Annotated in this window: 12 protein-coding genes and 1 pseudogene; 1 reads left to right on the top strand and 12 read right to left on the bottom strand. The window is 48.8% G+C overall.

The genetic code is table 11. The features are described from left to right. Positions 1-38 precede the first annotated feature (38 nt). The 3 genes and pseudogenes from acs to Mcas_RS00975 all read right to left on the bottom strand — a co-directional run bounded on the left by acs (position 39) and on the right by Mcas_RS00975 (position 3,703). Positions 39-2,039, bottom strand: coding sequence for an acetate--CoA ligase (gene acs / locus Mcas_RS00980; protein ID WP_040333442.1), 2,001 nt, complete (start codon positions 2,037-2,039; stop codon positions 39-41). A gap of 18 nt (positions 2,040-2,057) precedes the next feature. After that, positions 2,058-2,204, bottom strand: coding sequence for a hypothetical protein (locus Mcas_RS17925; RefSeq protein WP_156032971.1), 147 nt, complete (start codon positions 2,202-2,204; stop codon positions 2,058-2,060). A 371-nt stretch (positions 2,205-2,575) separates the two neighbouring features. After that, positions 2,576-3,703, bottom strand: a pseudogene (locus Mcas_RS00975) (ISL3 family transposase). A 226-nt stretch (positions 3,704-3,929) separates the two neighbouring features. On the opposite strand from Mcas_RS00975, the gene Mcas_RS00970 reads away from it, so the two are divergent. Further along, entirely contained in the window at positions 3,930-4,271 is a 342-nt protein-coding gene (locus tag Mcas_RS00970; protein ID WP_052566654.1) for an ArsR/SmtB family transcription factor, read from the top strand. Between the two features lie 394 nt (positions 4,272-4,665). On the opposite strand, the gene Mcas_RS00965 is transcribed toward Mcas_RS00970, so the two are convergent. The 9 genes from Mcas_RS00965 to Mcas_RS18595 form a co-directional block, all read right to left on the bottom strand. Then, positions 4,666-5,547 (bottom strand): tetratricopeptide repeat protein, encoded by an 882-nt coding sequence (locus Mcas_RS00965; protein ID WP_040333441.1) that lies wholly within the window; start codon positions 5,545-5,547, stop codon positions 4,666-4,668. A 185-nt stretch (positions 5,548-5,732) separates the two neighbouring features. Further along, positions 5,733-6,383: a histidinol phosphate phosphatase domain-containing protein gene (locus tag Mcas_RS00960; protein WP_040333440.1), complete on the bottom strand. Its 651-nt coding sequence runs from the start codon at positions 6,381-6,383 to the stop codon at positions 5,733-5,735. A 57-nt stretch (positions 6,384-6,440) separates the two neighbouring features. Next, positions 6,441-6,995: a hypothetical protein gene (locus Mcas_RS15975; protein WP_052566653.1), complete on the bottom strand. Its 555-nt coding sequence runs from the start codon at positions 6,993-6,995 to the stop codon at positions 6,441-6,443. Between the two features lie 10 nt (positions 6,996-7,005). Then, complete coding sequence (locus tag Mcas_RS00950) at positions 7,006-8,142, bottom strand: PilW family protein (RefSeq protein ID WP_040333439.1); 1,137 nt, start codon at positions 8,140-8,142, stop codon at positions 7,006-7,008. 5 nt (positions 8,143-8,147) lie between these two features. Continuing rightward, positions 8,148-8,609, bottom strand: a complete 462-nt coding sequence (locus Mcas_RS15970) for a type IV pilus modification PilV family protein (RefSeq protein ID WP_052566652.1) — start codon at positions 8,607-8,609, stop codon at positions 8,148-8,150. Further along, on the bottom strand, positions 8,590-9,201 hold the full coding sequence (locus Mcas_RS00940) for a prepilin-type N-terminal cleavage/methylation domain-containing protein (RefSeq protein ID WP_040333438.1): 612 nt from the start codon (positions 9,199-9,201) through the stop codon (positions 8,590-8,592). The genes Mcas_RS15970 and Mcas_RS00940 overlap by 20 nt, the downstream gene beginning before the upstream one ends. 197 nt (positions 9,202-9,398) lie before the next feature. Then, the gene (locus Mcas_RS18600; protein WP_081853496.1) at positions 9,399-13,997 is read right to left on the bottom strand and encodes an InlB B-repeat-containing protein; all 4,599 of its coding nucleotides are present in this window, start codon (positions 13,995-13,997) and stop codon (positions 9,399-9,401) included. Between the two features lie 28 nt (positions 13,998-14,025). After that, complete coding sequence (locus Mcas_RS00930) at positions 14,026-14,373, bottom strand: hypothetical protein (RefSeq protein ID WP_040333435.1); 348 nt, start codon at positions 14,371-14,373, stop codon at positions 14,026-14,028. Between the two features lie 253 nt (positions 14,374-14,626). Beyond that, positions 14,627-19,453, bottom strand: a complete 4,827-nt coding sequence (locus Mcas_RS18595) for an InlB B-repeat-containing protein (RefSeq protein WP_200873598.1) — start codon at positions 19,451-19,453, stop codon at positions 14,627-14,629. Positions 19,454-19,517: the final 64 nt, after the last annotated feature.

Genomic DNA, 19,517 nt, shown 5'->3' with positions numbered 1-19,517 from the left:
GGAGGGTCTGAGGGGGGCAGAGCCGCCCCTTCTTTCTTTTATTGTTTCCCTTTGACGAGGTCATCCACGACCATTGGGTCAGCCAAGGTGCTAGTGTCGCCGAGATTTTCGAGTTCGCCCTTTGCTATGTTTCTGAGTATCCTGCGCATTATCTTACCACTCCTGGTCTTTGGCAGAGAGGGGGAGAACTGCACCTTATCCGGTGAGGCGATAGGCCCTATGACATGCCTGACGTGCTCAATGAGTCTGCCCTTAAGCTCCTCTGAGGATTGAAAGCCCTCCTTGAGCGTGACGTAGGCATAGAGTCCCTCTCCCTTGATGTCGTGCGGGAAGCCCACGACGGCGGCCTCTGCCACGGCCTCATGGCTTACCAGGGCCGACTCCACCTCGGCAGTGCCGATCCTGTGGCCGGAGACGTTTATGACGTCGTCAATTCTGCCCATCAGCCAGTAATCGCCATCTTCGTCACATCGGGCGCCATCGCCGGTGAAGTACACGCCCTCAAACCTTGAAAAATAGACGTCCCTGATCCGAATGTTTTCGGGGTCGCCATACGTGCCGCGCAATATGCCAGGCCACGGCTTTTTGATCACGAGATAGCCCCCCTGATTGACTTCGGCAGGGGAGCCGTTTTCCCTTAGGACGGCAGGGACAATGCCCGGAAACGGTTTTGATGCCGACCCCGGTTTAAGCGTCATTGCCCCCGGCAGCGGGGTGATCAGTATTCCGCCAGTTTCGGTCTGCCACCAGGTATCCACAATTGGTACTTCCCCCCGGCCCACCACGTTGTGATACCACATCCAGGCCTCCGGGTTTATCGGTTCGCCAACCGTGCCCAAGAGTCTCAGCGAAGACAGATCGTGCTGCTTTACCCACTGGTCTCCTTCCTTCATGAGCGCCCTGATGGCCGTGGGGGCAGTGTAGAAGATATTGACACCGTATCTCTCTACGATGCCCCAGAACCTACCTGGATCAGGGTAGGTGGGGATGCCCTCAAAGACAAGCGACGTAGCTCCACTGCTTAAGGGCCCATAGACTATATAACTGTGACCGGTTATCCAACCCACATCCGCCGTGCAAAAGTAGACATCCTCGTCTCTGCAGTCAAATATCCACTTAAACGTCAACTGCGTATAGAGCAGATAGCCTGCCGTTGTGTGCAGGACACCCTTGGGTTTACCCGTTGACCCCGACGTGTAGAGTATAAACAGGGGGTCTTCGGCATCCATCCACTCAGGCTCACAGTAGTGTGTTATCTGCTTGTCGTTGATCTCCTCATGCCACCAGAAGTCCCGCCGCATACCTTGTTTATCGTTCATTGATACCGTGGTTGGGGCAGACGTCTGAGTCTTTACGACGATCACCTTTTCGATCGAAGGGCAGTATTCAACGGCCTCATCGGCATTGGTCTTAAGCGGGACCAGCTTGCCGCCACGGCTGCCATAGTCGGCAGTGATCAGCATTCTGGCCTGGCAGTCTATGATCCTGTCCCTGAGAGACTGCGCACTGAATCCACCAAAGACAACACTGTGTATCGCCCCTATACGTGCACATGCCAGCATACTTATGACGACCTCCGGCACCATGGGCAGGTAGATCATCACCCTGTCGCCCTTCTGTATGCCGTGCCTTTTCAGGACGTTGGCAAACTTGTTTACCTCGTAGTAGAGCTGCTGGTAGGTGTAGGTCTTGTTCAGGATGCCGTAGTTGGACTCCCATATAATGGCGGCCTTATTCTTGTAGCCGGACTTGATGTGTCTGTCCAGGCAGTTGTAAGAGACGTTGAGCTTGCCTCCCTCAAACCACTTGACAAAGGGTTTTCTGAAGTCGTAGCTCAGGGTCTTATCCCACCCCTTGAACCAGTGCAGGTGGGTCCGTGCCATCTCAGCCCAGAACCCCTCAGTGTCTTCAACTGACCGCTTGTACAGGTGCTCATACTCCTCCATACTCTTGATGCGGGCCTTTTCGGCAAAACCCGCAGGCGGAGGAAACAACCTGTTCTCTGCCATCAATACCTCAATGTTGTTCTTGTCTGTCATGCGCAAACCTCCTTTTACCTACGAGGCATCATAGGCATATCCATTTTTCTTGTATCCCGCTGGTATATCAAATACATTGTTGGAAACTCCGCCTATTTTAATATTTCTCCACGTAGTCGTAGACGTTTTGTCTTCACTCTGAAACCTTACGGGGAAGTTATCCATGTCTGTAGCCTCCCACATAAACCCAGAGTTTTCTTTAGCAGCGTTTTTGTAAACAGTACAACAATCCCCACTTTTGTTTCATAAAATAAATTGACAATGTCAATCTACAAAAATAGCATATTTCTACTGTCATAGTCAAACCCTTTTTGACCCCCATTATTGTCAATCCTGATGCTATAATATTTATATCCGTATCCTTATCAAAGCAATACAGCAGGTGGTACAGTACGGGTTTCGGTTACGTTGCCGTAAAGATCAAATCGAACTCTAAGAAGGCCTGGAGTCTTGGATTTATTTAAAACCTTTATATTTCTAACACATGATTTAAAGACTTGGATGACATCCCTTTTATAATGTGGCTCTTTCGTAATTCATGTGGGTAGTCCAACCTTAGTATAATCCAGCTTACTTGTGAGCATATAGATAATAACCTTTAGGTTTTTAAATGTTCTGTAACCCCTTGCTTTTGCTTTAGCTGCTTCACATATCGGTTTTAATCGAATATGGGTTGCCCAAAAATACCATTTATGGAGCTTTAACTCAAACTCTTCTTTTGTCTGTTCTTTATAAATTGATTGAAAATTCTCACGTATGTGAAATGCTCTTATCGTTTGTAAGTTCAGGTAAGGCATAAATTCTATTTTCCTCAATTCCTCTTTTTGATTTTAAGTTAGTTTTTCTCTGTTTTTTAGAAATATATATTTTTTACCACGGAGTATCTCTTGTTCCTTCACTTCATTTTTCCTTACTTCATCTACTGCACTGTTTACTATCTTCATTATGTGAAATTTATCAAATGTTATTTCAGCGTTTGGAAAAGTCTCCTCTATCCCTTTTATAAATGCAGGCGACATGTCTATGCTGGCATCTTTTATATTTTCAGCTATACCATTGTGGTTTTCAAAATCTTCTTTAAATTTCTTAACTGTTTCAGACCCTTTACCCTCAGTTACAAAAATGGTTTTCTTGTCATCCAAATCTACAAATAATGTGACATAATCATGTCCTTTTTTTTTAGATGTTTCGTCTACTCCTATTGCTTTTACATTGGAATAGTCCTCTAATTTCCTTGCCTCTTCTGTATAGTGATGAATTATCCTCCATAATTTTTCATCATCTTCTTTCATAATTTTAGACACTTTGTTTACAGGCATTTCTCTACAAAGAATCATCATTAGAGAATCAAATAAATATGTAAAATCAGCACCACTACGAGCCCAAGGTATTTCTATCTGTAAAATTCCACATTCATTACAATCAGTCCTTGGTACTCTTGCTATTATATAACTCTCATATTCAAAAAAATTAAGATGTCGCCATTTCTTTTCAGTTGTGTCATAAGCTTTAGAATTGTTTCCACACTTACTACACTTGAATATACTACCTCTTGCAAAATCAATATGTATATCTATCACCTTTTCCGCTTTCTTGAAATCTATAGATGTTACCTTCCACGGTAACTGTATATTTAGTGCTTGCTCAAATAAATTCTCCAACATTTCCATAACTCTATTCTCCTTACATGTTTTACCATCATTGTACCATTACCCACTCACTTTGAGAAAGAGCCGACAATATTTATGGAGCTTTTAAGGGTAGTGAATGAGTGAAATGGCTGACCAAGCCCTCTATGTTTTCATTGGAAATTTTTACAGATGTTGAACTATTACCAAATAAAAAAGTGTATAATATAGAACGTTTAGATATAGGGTATCAGGTAGAGAGATGAAAAGCATTGGCCAAAAGATAGAGTTACTAAGGGTTATTGCCCATCCTATAAGGGTGAAGATATTAGAAGAGCTTTCAAGGGGCGTCAAGTGTGTAAGCGATCTGGAGAAATTTCTTGAGGTAAGCCAGCCTAACGTTTCGCAGCACCTGACTCTGCTCAGAAACCACGGTGTCATTAATTATTACATGGACGGAAGACTGAAATGTTATTTCCTGGTAGACCCTATCATTCCGGATTTGCTCGAACTGCTTAACAGAGAGTATGATGAAGTACTTCCAGCGCCAAAGTGTTGTCCAGTCAAAAACAATGACTGTAAGCTCAAAAACACAAAAGAGTAGCAGAGAGGAGAAAAAAAGGTATCCTCTTTATATTTCACGGTAACCATACTTTTACGCAAGAAAGAAAGGGGCGGCTCCGCTTCTTTTTCGCTCCAGGAGGGGTCAGCGACCCCCCGGCTCAATGCGCTCGCCCCTTCAGAACCCCCCGCGAGGGGAGGGGTGAGCCACCCCAGGCACGAAGAAGCCCCCTTGACCCCATTTTACCATGTTTTTTTAAGAGAATACGTTAAATTAGTAGCACCACAATCAACCGTGGTGGCCAGCATTTAAGCCACTTTTATTTTTAGCAGTATGGCATTGTTACTGTGCTTAAGCGATATGACCACGCCGGACTGGAGTGCTACCACCTATATTTTTATATTGTTTAATTGTAACTTAGCTTTAGTCGTCTCTGCTACTTGCCTGACTTCTCTGCGGGTGCCTTTGCCGGGTTTACGGGTGGAGAGTCAGGAGCCGCCTTTGCCGGAGCCGCCTTTGCCGGAGCTGCCGCTGTCGGTTGTTCTCCTGCAGGTGGTACAGATTGGCCACTTGGCTTGGTTCCGGAGGCAGGTATCGTGATCGGTATATTTTGGACGGCCTGGGTATTATCGCCCTGCGTGGGTTTGGGCGGTATGTAGGGGGAATTCGGGTAGTTTTTCTCCAGCTCTTGCATCTTTTTCTTACTTTCGTCGTCTTTACCCTGTTTTTTGAGTATCTCTGCCATCTGGGACAGAACTATGTCTTTGTATACGGGGGTGCGCAATCTCTCCATCTGTTGTAAGGTCTCAGTGGCCTTGTCAAGTTTACCGGCCCCCTTGTACAGTTCAAACAGCTTGTACATGGACAATGGGAGGATATCCTCGTTACCGGCGTATTGTTTGTTTAGTTCGAGCAGGGTCTTTTCCGCATCGTCCATTTTGCCCATCTCATAGTAGGCGTTGGCCATGTAGAAGAGGCTCACCGGGGATTTGCTTTTTTCGTAGGCCTTTTTGAACTCCTCAAGGGCCTTTTGATAGCGCTGCTCCTTTGGAGGTTCGTTTTTGGGATCGTTCTTTTGGTACATATTGTGGTATGTTGTATAGGCTATCAACTGTTGGGATAGTGCGGCCTTTTTGCTGAATGTCACGTATCCCCACACGGTTATCGACAGGATGACTATTGACACCAGCACAACCTCTGCTATCAACATCTCCTTCCTGTGGGTGTCGTAAAATCCCCTGAATTTTTCAACTACACCTACAAGTTCATTTTGAGGGTCAACTTTCTTTACTACCTTTTTCTTGATCTGTTTTGGCATCTCTTCTTCTCCACTATTATCTATAGATCACATACAATCAGTCTCTATGCGTAGTATAGATTAACATTTATGGAAGGTTCTGTCAACGTATCAAAATGCCAATGAGGAAGAAGGAGTCGCCCCTTTCTCTGTTTTGTATTGAACGCAATCGTAAATCGCTATATCGTTGAAAAACTATTCATCTTTTACCTTAACGCCTTGCTGACGATATACTCTGAGCGTTTGAAGCATTGCTGCACCGAATCGGGTGACATTCCTGCTGCCAGGCCGATCGTATATGCGCGTTGTCCATTGATAAGATCGCCGGGGCTGTGCGTATCGGTGTTGATGACAAGACTTGCCCCGAGCCTGCCTGCCACTGCGGCGACATGGCCATTTGAAAGACTGTGTCCGCTCCGTGCAGTGATCTCAAGGGTTACGCCCATGTCTCTGGCGCGTATGACGTCTTCGTCGGTGATGAGTCCGGGGTGTGCCAGGATGTCAACGCCAGCCTCTATGGCGGCCCTGTTTGTTCCCACCTTGACCGGTTCCACGATAGTCTCTCCGTGTACCACGACAAGGCGTGCTCCCATAGCCCTTGCCTCTGCCACGATTTCGCCGATCAACTCCGGTGGTACGTGGGTGATCTCCACCCCGGGGATCACCGTTACCGTGGTGTGGTTGTTAAGCTCTCTGGCAACCTTGACCGTCCTGGGAATAATGAACTCAAGGTTTGAGGCGTCACCGTGGTCAGTCAACGCTATGCACCGGTAACCAATTACAGCAGCGCGCTGCACAAGCTCCGATGGTATCAGTTGTCCATCGCTTAGGATCGTATGTGTATGTAAGTCTATCATCCGTATAGAATTATGATAGCGTTATTGCGGGGGAATAATTAGCAAACCCTATTACCCTTAATCTACCCTCAGCAGGTAGAGGAAGATCATGTTTACGGATTCTCTGAGCAGGGCTGGGTTTTCTGCATATATTGAGATCGTGATTACGTTGTACGTATTGCCTGTAATTATCTGCTTGTTATCGGCAAATTTCGTATACACCGTGTAGTCTCCCAGGGTGGATATGAAGTCGGGACATACCTTTGGGTCGGCGCTGGTGGCGTTTGCAGTAGTGCATACGTTAGAGTTATAGTCCGTGTAGGCATTGCACGAGGTCCACTGATAGGTGTTATCAGGGTCATAGGTTGATCTGGATACCCTGTCAGAGGTACAGGTGGCGTACTGCACAGTGCCATAGGCGGGGCTTGTCTTACCGGAGACGATGAAGTCTTTTGCTATTGCCACACCGCCTCTGGCGGCCTCCATTGTAGAGGCGTAGCGTTTTACTGAGCCGGAGAGCTTTGACTCCTGCATCACAACAAACATCAGTGCCCCCGTAAGTGCCAGCGCAAGGAGCGCAAACATCATCGTTAGCACAAGGCCAAAGCCGGCTTCATTTCTAAGTATCTTCATACACGTCGCCTCACATAAGATTTAGTGGTTTGGCTACCATTTTATAGAGCTTCCACCGGTAATGTACATAATCTGCCCCGAAGTTAACGGGCGATGTGAAATCGAAGGTCTTAACGGTAATGCTGCTATCTCCGATTAGCATTTGATTGGTCGGGTTGGTTACAAAGGTAAAGTCGGGGTCAAACTGCCCTTCCTGTACAAGCATGAACACCTTGAGTTCTTTCAACTGCTGTTGCAACAGGTCTGCCGTAGTTGGTATGGCGCTGGTTGTCCAGGAATCGACCATGTTATCGGCATTTGTATCCAGGCCAAAGGCCAACTGGAGGTCTGCCACGCAATCAAGCAGGGGTTGGATGTCTCGTGCACCGGTTGCCTGATTGATCACGGCCCTGTAGAGGGTGTACGTATTGGGATTGCATCTTGAGGGGAAATTCGTTGCGGGTCTGTACAGGAAGTAGTCTACACGATTAAAGGGCATTCTGAGGTTGCTTGTGCTATCGACCCCATACATAATAAAGGCAATGTCAATGCTTCCCGGTGTAGGCATATTGACGCTGTCGTGTACGGGCCAGTTATTGAGTGTAAACTGCCAATTACCTCCAGCGGTCTGGAGTACCTTGTTTATCGCTGAGACAAAGATAACCCTTTCGGTATTTTTGAAGTCATAGCGCGGGTCATTCCACAACCTGTATACCCAGTTTGTGCCGTCGTAGTAGACGAATGTCCATTTCTCCGAAACGTTTGTCAGGGCAACTGCAAGGGACTTTACCGCCAGCACGTCGGAGCCATTACCTCCCGTGTTGTCAGAGAACCTGTATGTGAGTGGTTCGTTGGAGGGGGCATCGTTTAACAGAGAGGGGTCGGTCCCATAAGTCGTAGTAGAAATGGCCTCGGTGTATACAATATCCAGCGCCGGGGGGAAGTAGGCACGTGGCAGGCCGTAACCGCCCATCTCTATGTCATATCGCATGATGTCCAGACCTGCAATGTCTTCCATATGAGTTTCCGTAACTTTTGTCACGTTTTTAAAGCTCTTTGACAGTGTAATAAAAGACGCAAAGGTTGCCGCCATTATGGCGCTGAGTATAAACAGCGTCACGACAAGTTCCGTTAATGTGAAACCGCTTTGTCTTGTTTTCGTCTGCATGATTTTCACCGGCTTATGAGTGTGTTTACGGTATAATTCATAGTTTCTCCCTTAAATACCCACGTTACGGTGATGTCTACCCGTTTGTTGTTGGCATCAAGGACGGTTACCGTCTTGACTATACCGAAGTTAATACTTGCATTTTTAAACTGCCGGGTATATGTGTTTGGCGAGGTACATTTTTCACACGTACCTGTTAATACTCCGTCGAAATTGGCATCTCTTGTCGCCTCGAGTTCTTCCTTGACTATCTTTGTGACCTCGTCTCTGAGTTCGTTTTTGTATGTGACGTTACTGGCAACGGTAACGGTTTGCAACAGGGCGACCATAACAAACAGGAGTATCACCATCGACACGAGTGCCTCAACCAGAGTAAAGCCCTTATCGTTGAACACACTTTTGTACGGAGCTGTGTTGCCTTGTATACTGTCGGCGCAGTTGTTTATGTTATCGTAGTTGACAGACATTGTTGCACCACTTTCCCATCTTTATTCTTGTCAATGTGACCACTATGCAGGAGTACTCAGGATAGTCAGGATTGCTGCAATCAGATGTAGTATCATACGTCTGACATGTTGTGGCGATGTCTTCGGGGTCGCAGCCTGAGGTTACGTGGTCACATGCCCTGCACTCGCTGTAAAAGGTGGCATCGATATTTCCGTAGCCCGCTGTATCCAGGGAGCCCTTTATAGCAAAGGGGATAGCATTTACTCCCTCTTTATTTATAAGCGTCACCTTTTCAACAGTAACGGTTCTGACGGTGGAATAGCCGCCGCTATTGGTAATGCTGCCGTCATTGTCCGTATCGACCCTAAACTCGTATTGTGCAACGGCAGTGGGGGCACTCCAGTACAGACCGTAGGTCTTTCTCTCTGAGTATGCCTTTGACTTGGCTTCCATGAGGTCTCCATACATTTTTTTTATACCGACTTCTATCTCTATTTTTGTCGTTGTGCCCGAGAACTGACTCACCATAAGCCCTACAATAATGGACACGATTACCAGTACCACGATCGTCTCAATCATGGTAAAACCCTTATTGTCATGCACTATCTTCATCGTCTCACACACATCTCATCTTAAACATTGGCAGGGGTTGGCATCTGCCGGTTAATTCTCCATTGTTATTGTGTACAATCTTTAACATGCTTATAGTCTAACATACTTGTGTGAAAAAATCGTGAAAAAATCAGCAACATTTTTTTATTGTTATTCACTACGGGGATAAGCCGCAGTGAATAACAATGTCTTCTTTCCTACTTATCCAGCCAATGAATAAGTTTATCGCCAACGCCGGATTGTGTAATTGGCGGCGGGTTAGGGGGCGGCATTCCTGCACTAAAACCGGTCGCCTGCACAGCGCCACCACCCGTAAAGGTATTCTTGAGGTTAACCTGATTGATGGCCGCCGTAGAAAGTTGCATCAGCAAAATCCCTTGTACTGACGATGTATTGACCGCCTTACCGGCACACGCAGTGCTGTTTACCATTCCACCTGTTGCACAGTTAAATCCCCACATGCGCGACTGACCTGAGAATGAGCAGATATCAGACGATGGCTGTGCGGTCACAAACATTACGTAGTTGGCTCCGGTGGTCACCGGATCGGTCACGCCACGCTCCATGTAATAAGGGGATGCGATCGGGTTCAGGGCTTGGTACCAGGCCGCATTGGCGTAATTACCAGTCGCAAGGTTGTAGCATACACTACCAGAGGTCGTCGCAGAACCGGAGGTCGAATGTGAACCAATGCTTATGGATGGGATGTTAATGCTACTTGGGCTACAGGTGTTGATATAGTTGCACATAAAGGGAACACCTGCCACTATATCGGGCTTGTTTGTTACCGGCCCGGTACTGGTGTTGTACAGCTCGGTTGATGTAAAGTATCTGCCGGAGGTGAAGTACAGGTAGTAGTTATCAAAACACTTGTCAAAAGTGACCTTCGACGTGATTGGGAAACCACCCGGGTTTGCGAAGTTGACATACTCGTTATACACCCATTGCGTAGGGTCGGTACCGTTTATATGTATCTTGAAAACGCCTCCGCCCCATTGAGGATACGTGGATACCGTGTTTATGTACTTTGAATAACCAAAGAACACAAAGTCCGTATTGCCGTCCTCGTTCATGTCGAGTCCCTTTGTAAACAACCGGCCTCCAACGCTGTTGACATATGAGGCGCCCATGTCCTTGGTGTAAACCGTAGCGATGGTATCGTTTGCGTTGAGCTTCAGGACAAACACCTTGAGGTTTTGATTGGAGTTGCCTTGATAGTCGTTTGGACCGGACAGGAAGATCACAAACCTGGTGTTAGCGTAGTTGACAACCGCCGGGCCTGAAAAGGTAAACTTCAGGGCCGGATCGGTAAACTCCCACAACAGATTCGGATTCTTTGGGTCCTTGACGTCAAGGGCAAAGTACGAGGACGTCCCTACACACGCTGAGGAGTTTGGGTCAGGGCATGTGTCTGTGGGCGGATTTACGCTTGAGGTCCCTCCGCATCCCCCGCCAAGTCTCATCCCGCCTATCAGTAAACGCTTGCTGCCATAGGCATACAGATAGGGACTCAGGTCTACCGTGTAAACGTGACAGTAATTGGGGGCGGCATAGTACCTCAGATACGGAAGGGCGTTTTTAGGTATAAACGACCACAGCTCTTCTCCTAGTACGATACTGTCCTTTCCGCCCACTGTTATTTGAGCCTTGTTGGTGCCGGAGAGACCTGTGGAGCTTAGTTTCCCGATCTTGAAGGCATGGAGCATACCGTCGTTTGCGCCCACATAGGCAACGCTGTAATCGCTGTGGATGTTGTCATATTTCACGATCTGGGGGGTGGAGTATATGATGTCCCCCAGCTTCCACGGGGCTGTTACTGTGGGATCGACGGGGTTTGTCAGCGGTAACGTCCTGCTTCTGTACTCGGCGTAATCGGTGCCAATCATGTAGTTGATGAGCCTGTCTGCCTGCGTGGCATCGGCGGCGTTTACAAAGCCATCGCTGTTTAAGTCTGCCCCAAGGTAACTGCCAAAGCTGCCCTTGTTGGTCGTTGTAAATGTCAAAAAAGTCCCGCCGGCCGACTTGGGATAAGTGCCGCTGCTGTCATTTACAAGTATCTTCCTTGCAGTAGTCCTCTTAAACAATATCTTGCCGGCCTCCCATACCATTTTTACATCATCAAGCAATTTATCAGGACGTTGATTGTCACCTATCCCGTCTCCGTCTGTATCCTCCCAGTTGTGAACGACCAGTTGATTGCCAACGAAATCAAAGCTGACGACATTATCGCTTTGTAGGTTAAGGATGTTGTCGGCGAGCGTTTCCTCCCGCAGGTTGCCGTAATTGTTGACACGGTCTTCATAGTACCAGAGGTTATTTATATAGCCAAGCCACGACAGCGTGGTGACACTTGCCGGTGTGGTGATGTCAAAGTCCTGGCTTGGATAAAACACCGCCTGTAAGACGTTTGCCCCCTCCCGTGCCTTTTCACCCAGAACGGAGGCCGCCGTTCCTGATGCTGCTTGTTTTACAATGTTTTGGAGTATCGTCTGTATAGACCCCTGCAGTGCGTAGCCATCGGAGGCGTCATAGTAATTGGAGGGGGTATAGCTGACCGTATCAGATGTCCAATCCGCATAGGGCGCTGTTGTGCCTGGGCTTGTGTGGGTGCCGCTGTAGGCAAAGCTGCCGTTGATTGCCGCGTATTTCAGGAGGGTAGCGTTGGTTCCAAAGGCAAAGACTGTGTACAGGTTCAACGACTGAGTACCCGACAGGCCTGATCTGATGTCGTTGGTGTGCATGTAATAAGCCACATCCTCAAGCCCGCCTTTTGCATCGACTGCATCAAAATCAATAACGGAAGCCGCAAAAGGGCCTGCCGCAAGACAGGCACACTCGTTGCTACCGGAATCTCCGCACGTTGACGATGACGACCCTGATGTAGCATAAGGCTCACAGTTGTAGCTAGTCTTGCCTCGTACATAATCTGTCAGGGTTGACGGTATGTTACCATCTTTGGTAGGCAGGCCATCCGTTATCAACAGCACATAACTCTTGGCGCATGGGGCATAGACGGAAGTGCCTGCCGAGTCGATAAAGCCGTTGTATGGGTCAGCAGCGGCGCTTATTGTATAATCCCCGCTATTATACTGTGGCCCCGTCCCTCCGTTACCTGAGCCATGAGTGCCTCCCACGTCCGAGGCCGTCTGGGCAAAGTATCCAACCACAGACCACAGTGTTTCGGCAAGGGGCGTATAACCGGAAGGCATCTTTTGATTTATTGAATCGACAACGCTTGTGTGATTATTGTTGGCGATGTTTATATTCACCTGTCCGCCCTCATAAGTAGAGTCGTAGTAAGTGAGGCCCCATCTTGCCTTACTGCCGATTGCCTGTATGGCCCCCAGGGGCGTGACAACCTTTGCCTGTATCCTCCATTTAAAAGAGGAACTTGCGTTGTCGTAGAAATAAGGTATCGTGGTATAAGTTCCACTTGTGCCGTCAATCCTGAAGGTTATTGGCGTTGGGGGCGTGCCTGCGGTAAAGGTGGCAGAGCCGTTGTCGGCATAGGTCGTGCCTGAAGAGCTGACGTCATAGTATTGGTTTTCATTGCCGGCGCTTGTGCCGCGCCATATTCTGTAGAAGGTTACCCCGCTGACGCTACTCCATGAGAGGTTTATCGTCTTGTTCGTACTCGTGGTGGCCTTTGATTTTTCGCTTGAAGCAATACTGCAACCGTTGGCGTCACATGCAGACACCTTATAGTAGTAAGTGGTACTTGCGGTAAGAGAGCCTCCACTTGAATTGGTCGGAGTGCTCAATGTTGGAGTACTGATAGCAAAATTACACTCATGACCGGTATTGCTCATGGAGGTATAGTTTCCAGGATAACATATGTTTCTATAGAAGTCGGAGCTGCCGTCATCGGCATAGACCCTGCTATAACCTGAGGGTTCAGCGACGTAACCAGCGTGCGATGCGGTGGTCATAACCTTGCCCCCAGTGAGTACCAGTTTTGCCACATCGATCCTCTTCATCGTGATCCAGTTCAGGAAGTTACCGTCCCATTCCGTTGAGGTCTTTGCACGCGAGGCCTTTGTAGCGGTTGGGTAAAACTTGTCATTGGTATAAGAGGATGTACCGCCACTACCGGTGTATTCATACCAATAGTCAGGGTCAAACATGCCATAGTATTGGATATTGGGATTAAATTCCTTGCATGGGTTGCCTGAACTACTGCAACTGTTTGAACTGTCAGGGTAAGCGGAGTTGGTACGCATACTGCCGGAGTTGTCGAGGATGATCATTATATTGGGCGGGAAGTTGCCCGTGACAAATGGCGGTGTGGAACAGTAAGCAGACATACCGGCGGGTGGGGCGTATGTTGGCGTTGGAGTTGGGGTCGGTGTAGGAGACGGAGTAGGGGTTGGCGTTGGAGACGGAGTTGGTGTCGGTGTTGGAGTTGGAGTGCCGGCCACCGTAAAATAGGCCGTGACAGACTTGTCATAATTGACGTATATGGTACATTGTTCCGGATGACCTGGTACCGGTGTACAACTGGACGACCAGTGATCAAAGGTGTATCCGGCAGCCGGGGTTGCGGTCAGTGTCACGGTAGGGGACCACGACCCGTAATCATGGTTTTCATGGCTACAACCAGTTCCGCAGTTAATACCGCCAGGGGTGCCTGTTATAGTACCGGCTGCTGCTGACGGCGACTTATACACATCCAGGTCATGTCCTGCCTCACTTATAGCAGGGAAAGCAATGGCAATGACTAATAAAATACCAAGCCATAGCATCCTGGCGGTTATGGTACGCCTCAACCTTCCATGTACTGAATCCCGTATCATCATTTTATCCTCCAGATTATATCAACATTGTTTATTGTGGATTTTCATACAACAACACATCAGTAACAACACCCGAGGCGTCAATCACGAGCTTCACCTTTTTGTCTTTTGTTATGTTCGATATAGAAGCAGGAGCGCCGTCCATCGTTGTAACTGTCGCCTTATCGATATGGAATTGCGTCTCTCCTATCACTATATACTGGGGATAACTATAAGACACCTCATGAACAAAGCCTGAGATGTCTCTTTCCTGCGCCGGTTGTGTCTTTGCTGCCGAATTGCCGGAATAAGCGTTCTTTTTAAGTCCACCACCGGCATACACACCACTGGCAGTCATTGCCATGACAATGGCTACGGTTAATAACAATGTCTTTCTCATCGGTATATTCCTCCTTGGTTATGTCTTGAAATTGTCTGCTATCTCTTTCCATGTTTATATCATATACATATCTGCGTGAAAAAATCGTGAAAGTCAGGAACGTTATTTTTAGATACCCCTGCAAAATGTTCTGCTGATAAATAACGGAGCATAAATGTTTAGAACATTAGGGTTAAGAATAATGGGGTCAAGGGGACTGGTCCCCTTGCAGGGGGGTCTGAGGGGGGGCAGAGCCGCCCCCTTTTTTTTCTTTTTACTTCTCCAGCCAGTGTATGATCTTGCTGCCTGTGCCGGTCTTCGTGATTGGTGGTGGATTGGGAGGCGGCATACCCGCACTGGGAGGGGTAGAGAGCAGACCGGGAGAGCTGGTAAAGGCAGTCTGCAGATTGACCTGATTTATAGCCGCCGTAGAAAGCTGCAACAATAACGTCCCCTGGATATTGGTCATATTGACCGTCTTACCTGAGCACGCGGTGTTGGTGACGGCCCCACCGGTTGCGCAATTAAAGCCCCATACACGAGAGCTGCCTGAAAACGAGCAGATATCGTCGGAGGGTTTTGCCGTTACAAACATCACATAGTTAGCCCCTGTAGTTACCGGGTCGGTTACGCCGCGCTCCATATAGTACGGAGATTGTATCGGGTCCAGTGACCTGTACCAGGCCGCATTTGCGTAGGAGGACGTTGAGAGGTTACTGCACACAGTCGTAGCCGATGATACGGAGGTCGTACCGGTAGCCGCTACGTTAATGCTGGTAGGGTTGCAGGAGTTGAGATAGTTGCACATAAGCGGGACTCCTGCCACTATGTCTGACTTCAGCGTTGTTGGTCCAGTACCCGTGTTGTACATCTCGGTTGACGTAAAGTATCTGCCTGAGGTGAAGTACAGATAGAACTTATCGAAACACTTGTCAAAGGCAACCTTTGCCGTAACCGGAAAGCCATCCGGGTCTGTAAAGCCAACATAGTTTTTGTCATATACCCAGAGCGTGGGGTCGGTACCATTGATGTATAGCTTTACGACACCGCCACCCCATTGAGGGTAACCACTTGAAGTGCCCAAGTATTTGGAATAGCCAAAGAACACGAAATCCGTGTTGCCGTCCTCGTTCATATCAAGCCCCTTTGTAAACAACCTGCCGCCAAAGCTGTTTGCATAAGAGGCTCCAAGGTCCTTGGTGTAGATTGTATCAATAGAGTCATCCGTTTGTTTGAGCTTGAGGATAAACACCTTGAGTGTCTGGTTGGCTGAACCGTCATAGCCGTTGGGGCCTGACAATAAGACCACGAACTTGGTGTTGGCATAGTTTATCACTGCCGGGCCTGAGTAGCTGAACTTGAGTGCCGGATCGGTAAACTCCCACAGCAATTTGGGGTTCTTGGGGTCCTTGACGTCCAGGGCGAAGTACGAGGACATCCCTACACACGAGGCCAGGGTTGGGTCAGGGCACGTGTCTGACGGTGGATTGACGCTGGATGTCCCGCCGCAGCCTCCGCCAAGCCTCATGCCGCCTATAATGATGCGCTTACTGCCATACTGATACAGGTATGGGCTGAGGTCTACCATGTAGGAGTGGCAGTAGTTGGGGTCGGCGTAGAATCTCAGATACGGAATGGCGTTCTTGGGTATAAATGACCACAGCTCTTCCCCCAGGGTAATGGCGTCTTTGGTGCCAACGGTGAGTTGTGCCTTCTGGGTGCCGGAGAGACCTGTGGAGTCTAGTTTTCCGATCTTAAAGGCGTGCAGCATACCGTCGTTGGCTCCCACGTAGGCAACGCTGTAGTCGCTGTAGAGGTTGTCATACTTTACGATCTGAGGGGTCGAGTGTATGATATCGCCCATCTTCCACGTTCCTGTCACTGCGGGATCAACGGGGTTTGTCAGCGGCAGTGTCCTGGTCCTGTATTCCGAGTAGTCGGTGCCGATGACGTAGTCAATCAGCCTGTCTGCCTGGGTGGCATCAGCGGCGTCTACAACACTGTCACCGTTCAGGTCTCCACCGAGGTAGCTGCTGAAGCAGCCCTTATTGCCCGTTGTAAAGGTAACAAAGTTACCCCCGCTACAAGTGGAGCCGGAAGTCGTCTTGGGATACGTGGCGCTGCTGTCGTTTACAAATATCTTTCTTGTGGCAGGCACCCTCTTAAACAATACCTTTCCGGCCTCCCATATGAGTTTTACGTCGTCGAGGGTCTTGTCTGCAAGTGCAACATCACCTAAGCCGTCTCCGTTTGTATCGCTCCAGCTATGGACTATCAGTTGGTCGTTGACGAAGTCAAAGCTGACGATATTGTCAGAGGTCAGGTTCAATATCTTGTCGTTTACGGTGTCCTCCCGGATGTTACCGATATTGGCCGTGAAGTCTTCATAGAACCAGAAGTTATTGAGATAGCCAAGCCACGAGCGGGTTATTGTACTTGAGGGAGTGGTGATATTGAATAACTTGTTAGGGTAAAACACCGCCTGGAGGATGTTAGCGCCTTCCCGTGACTTTTCACCCAACACGGAGGCCGCTGTTCCCGATGCCGCCTTTGCCGATATGGCCAGAAACGCCGTCCTCAGGGCATTTTGTAACGCTGCGGCATTGCTTGCATCCTGATAGGTGCCGGCACCGTTTGCAGCCGTATTCTGCAACAATATCTTGGGACTGCATTCATCAGTGGCACCGTTGTCCTCGCCGGTAAAGACCGTGTAGGTGGTGATGGTGTCTGCCGCCTTTAATTGAGTTAATTGAGCCGTAGTCAAGGGGGTTGCAATATCCGTAATCTTTCTGTGTTTGGCCAACCACGACATATCGTCGAGGTACTTGCTACCGCCGTAGAACAGGCAACTGTTATCGGAGTCGCTATCGCCATCGGGGCTGTTTGCGGGGTTGACCATGGTGGTTACGGTTGCGTTTTGGTCTGCCGTAGAGACACCATCGGTGACGATGAGGATGTTGTTTTGCCGACAGGTGTAGTTTACGGGGGCCGGAGTGGTGTTGAAGTCAGTGGCATTCAGACGCATACTCGCGTTGCTGGCAAAGTAGCCTATTGCGTTATAAAAGGACTCCGAATAAGGTGTCCACGTGGAGGCCCTTATAGCGTTTATGCTGTCAATGAGCGGTTGTTTGGCCGCATTGAGGGTGGCCTGGTCGTCGCTTGGCTCTATGTAGGAGACGATCTTGCCCCCATCGTAGTTTGTCCCCGTGGGGCAGGTCATGTTTGCGGTCGTTGCACACTCTGAAGCGGAACCGTCCGTATTAAATGTCATAACGCCAAACTTTATCAGGTTATAGAAGTCATGGATAAGCCCTGTTGGTGCGGCTGACTTATCGATCCTGCCCTGATACGTCTTTATCGGGTAACCCAGTTGTGCCATCGCACCAACGTTGAGCAGAAAGGCCGGAAGCGTGCCAGCGCCATTAACGCCCTGGGTCAGGAGTGCATCCCCGGTTGGGTCCACGGTGGGGAATGCCGTTACGCCGTTACAGTAGTTGGCTATCCCCGTTGCAACACAGTTATCACAGGTATGACTCTGATTAGAGGCGCCAATGATACAAGGACCACCGTTATAGCAATCGCCAACGTAAGGCAAACCGGCATTTGGGCTTATGGCACAAACTGACGCCAGGGTGTTGGCCTGTGCATAGGTGGGTGGTGCAATAGGGTTAAGCGTATCATAGTAACGCTCACAGTCGTTCTCCATCCTCGTCTGTTCTCCATTACTGATAGCGGCTGCCGTACATGGGGTACCGCAGAACCAGCACGACTGCATCACGTGATTGAACGTTGGCAATGTCGCGTTGGCACCGGTGGCAGGGGGGTCCGGGATACATAGCTGAGTATAGTGTTTTGCCTGTCCGAGGTTGCCGTACAGCCATTCCCAGATGGCCTGCATACAATCGGTGCTGCCAAAGTTCCCTAAAAACACGTCAATCCTCGTTGTTCCGCCATCCGAGCTTCCAAAGTCCGGATATTTTCCGTTACTTGGGCCACGGATGCCAAATGTCACGGCATTTGTACCCGTGTTGACCTCTTTGAGGTACCTCATGCCGTTCCAGCCCCTTGTCTCGGCGACCAGCTTTTGGTAGCTGCTATCGTACTTGCCTCCGGTAAGCACCAGCTTCTGTACGTCCATCTTGGAAATGGCCAGCCAGTTGAGGAAGTTACCGCTTGCCCTGAAGGTCGTGACATCAGTCCAGCCGGCGTTGAGGGTGAGGCAGAGGTAATTCGTATTGATATACGTGCATGATGCATTGGGCAAGGTGCCTGCGTAGGTCGTGAAATACGAGCAATTGCCATCGTTTGCAAAGGTCGTTCCACCCGTTGCCTCATACAACTGGGTTGAGTTGTAGTAGCCGTAATATGTCGTTGCATCGTTATACGAGTTATCATAGCCCGGATATATCCCCGTTGTAGGGTTCGAGTTAAAGGACGTAGTGCTGTAATACGCCGGGTCATACATGCTGAAGGAGTTGTCGAGCATCAGCAACAGGTTTGGCTTTAGCGTCTGTGGCATAAACGGTGGCGATGCGCAGTAGGTGGTGGTTGAGCTTATCGGCACCGGGGTTGAGGTTGGAGTTGGCGTTGAGGTCGGTGCAGGTGTTGGGCAGACAGGCGTTGGAGTTGGTGACGGAGTAGGGCTTGGAGTCGGTGTTGCTGTCGGCGTCGGTGTTGCTGTTGGAGTCGGTGTTGGTGTTGGACTACCTGTCGGTGTTGCAGTTGGCGTTGGAGTCGGTGTTGCAGCCAATGCAAAATTGGCCGTGGCAGTCTTTGACGCGTTGTTCATGTTAAAGGAACATGAGGTTGACGTCCCTGAACAAGCCCCGGACCAGCTTGAAAAAACATATCCGGCCGCCGGCGTTGCGGTTAGGCTTACATCAGCGTAGTTAGCTAAAGAATAGGAACAAGTGGCCCCACAGTTGATAGATGGTGAGCCTGTTACATCACCGCCTGCTGATGGTGACTTGTTTATAGTCAACGTCTTGTTGGCCTCACTCATGGCAGGAAATACAATGCCGATCATTAATAGTAGCCCTATCCATAGCGTCATGGCGGCTATGGGGCGCCGTCGTCTTCGATATCCCAAATCCTCTAACATCTTAGTATCCTCCTTTATAACATTGCAAGTTATGTCTATAATCTTCTACCATGTCTATATGCTA

The organism is Candidatus Magnetobacterium casense, assembly GCF_000714715.1.
In the GTDB taxonomy this organism is placed as follows: domain Bacteria; phylum Nitrospirota; class Thermodesulfovibrionia; order Thermodesulfovibrionales; family Magnetobacteriaceae; genus Magnetobacterium; species Magnetobacterium casense.
This window is presented reverse-complemented; position numbering and strand designations above follow the sequence as displayed.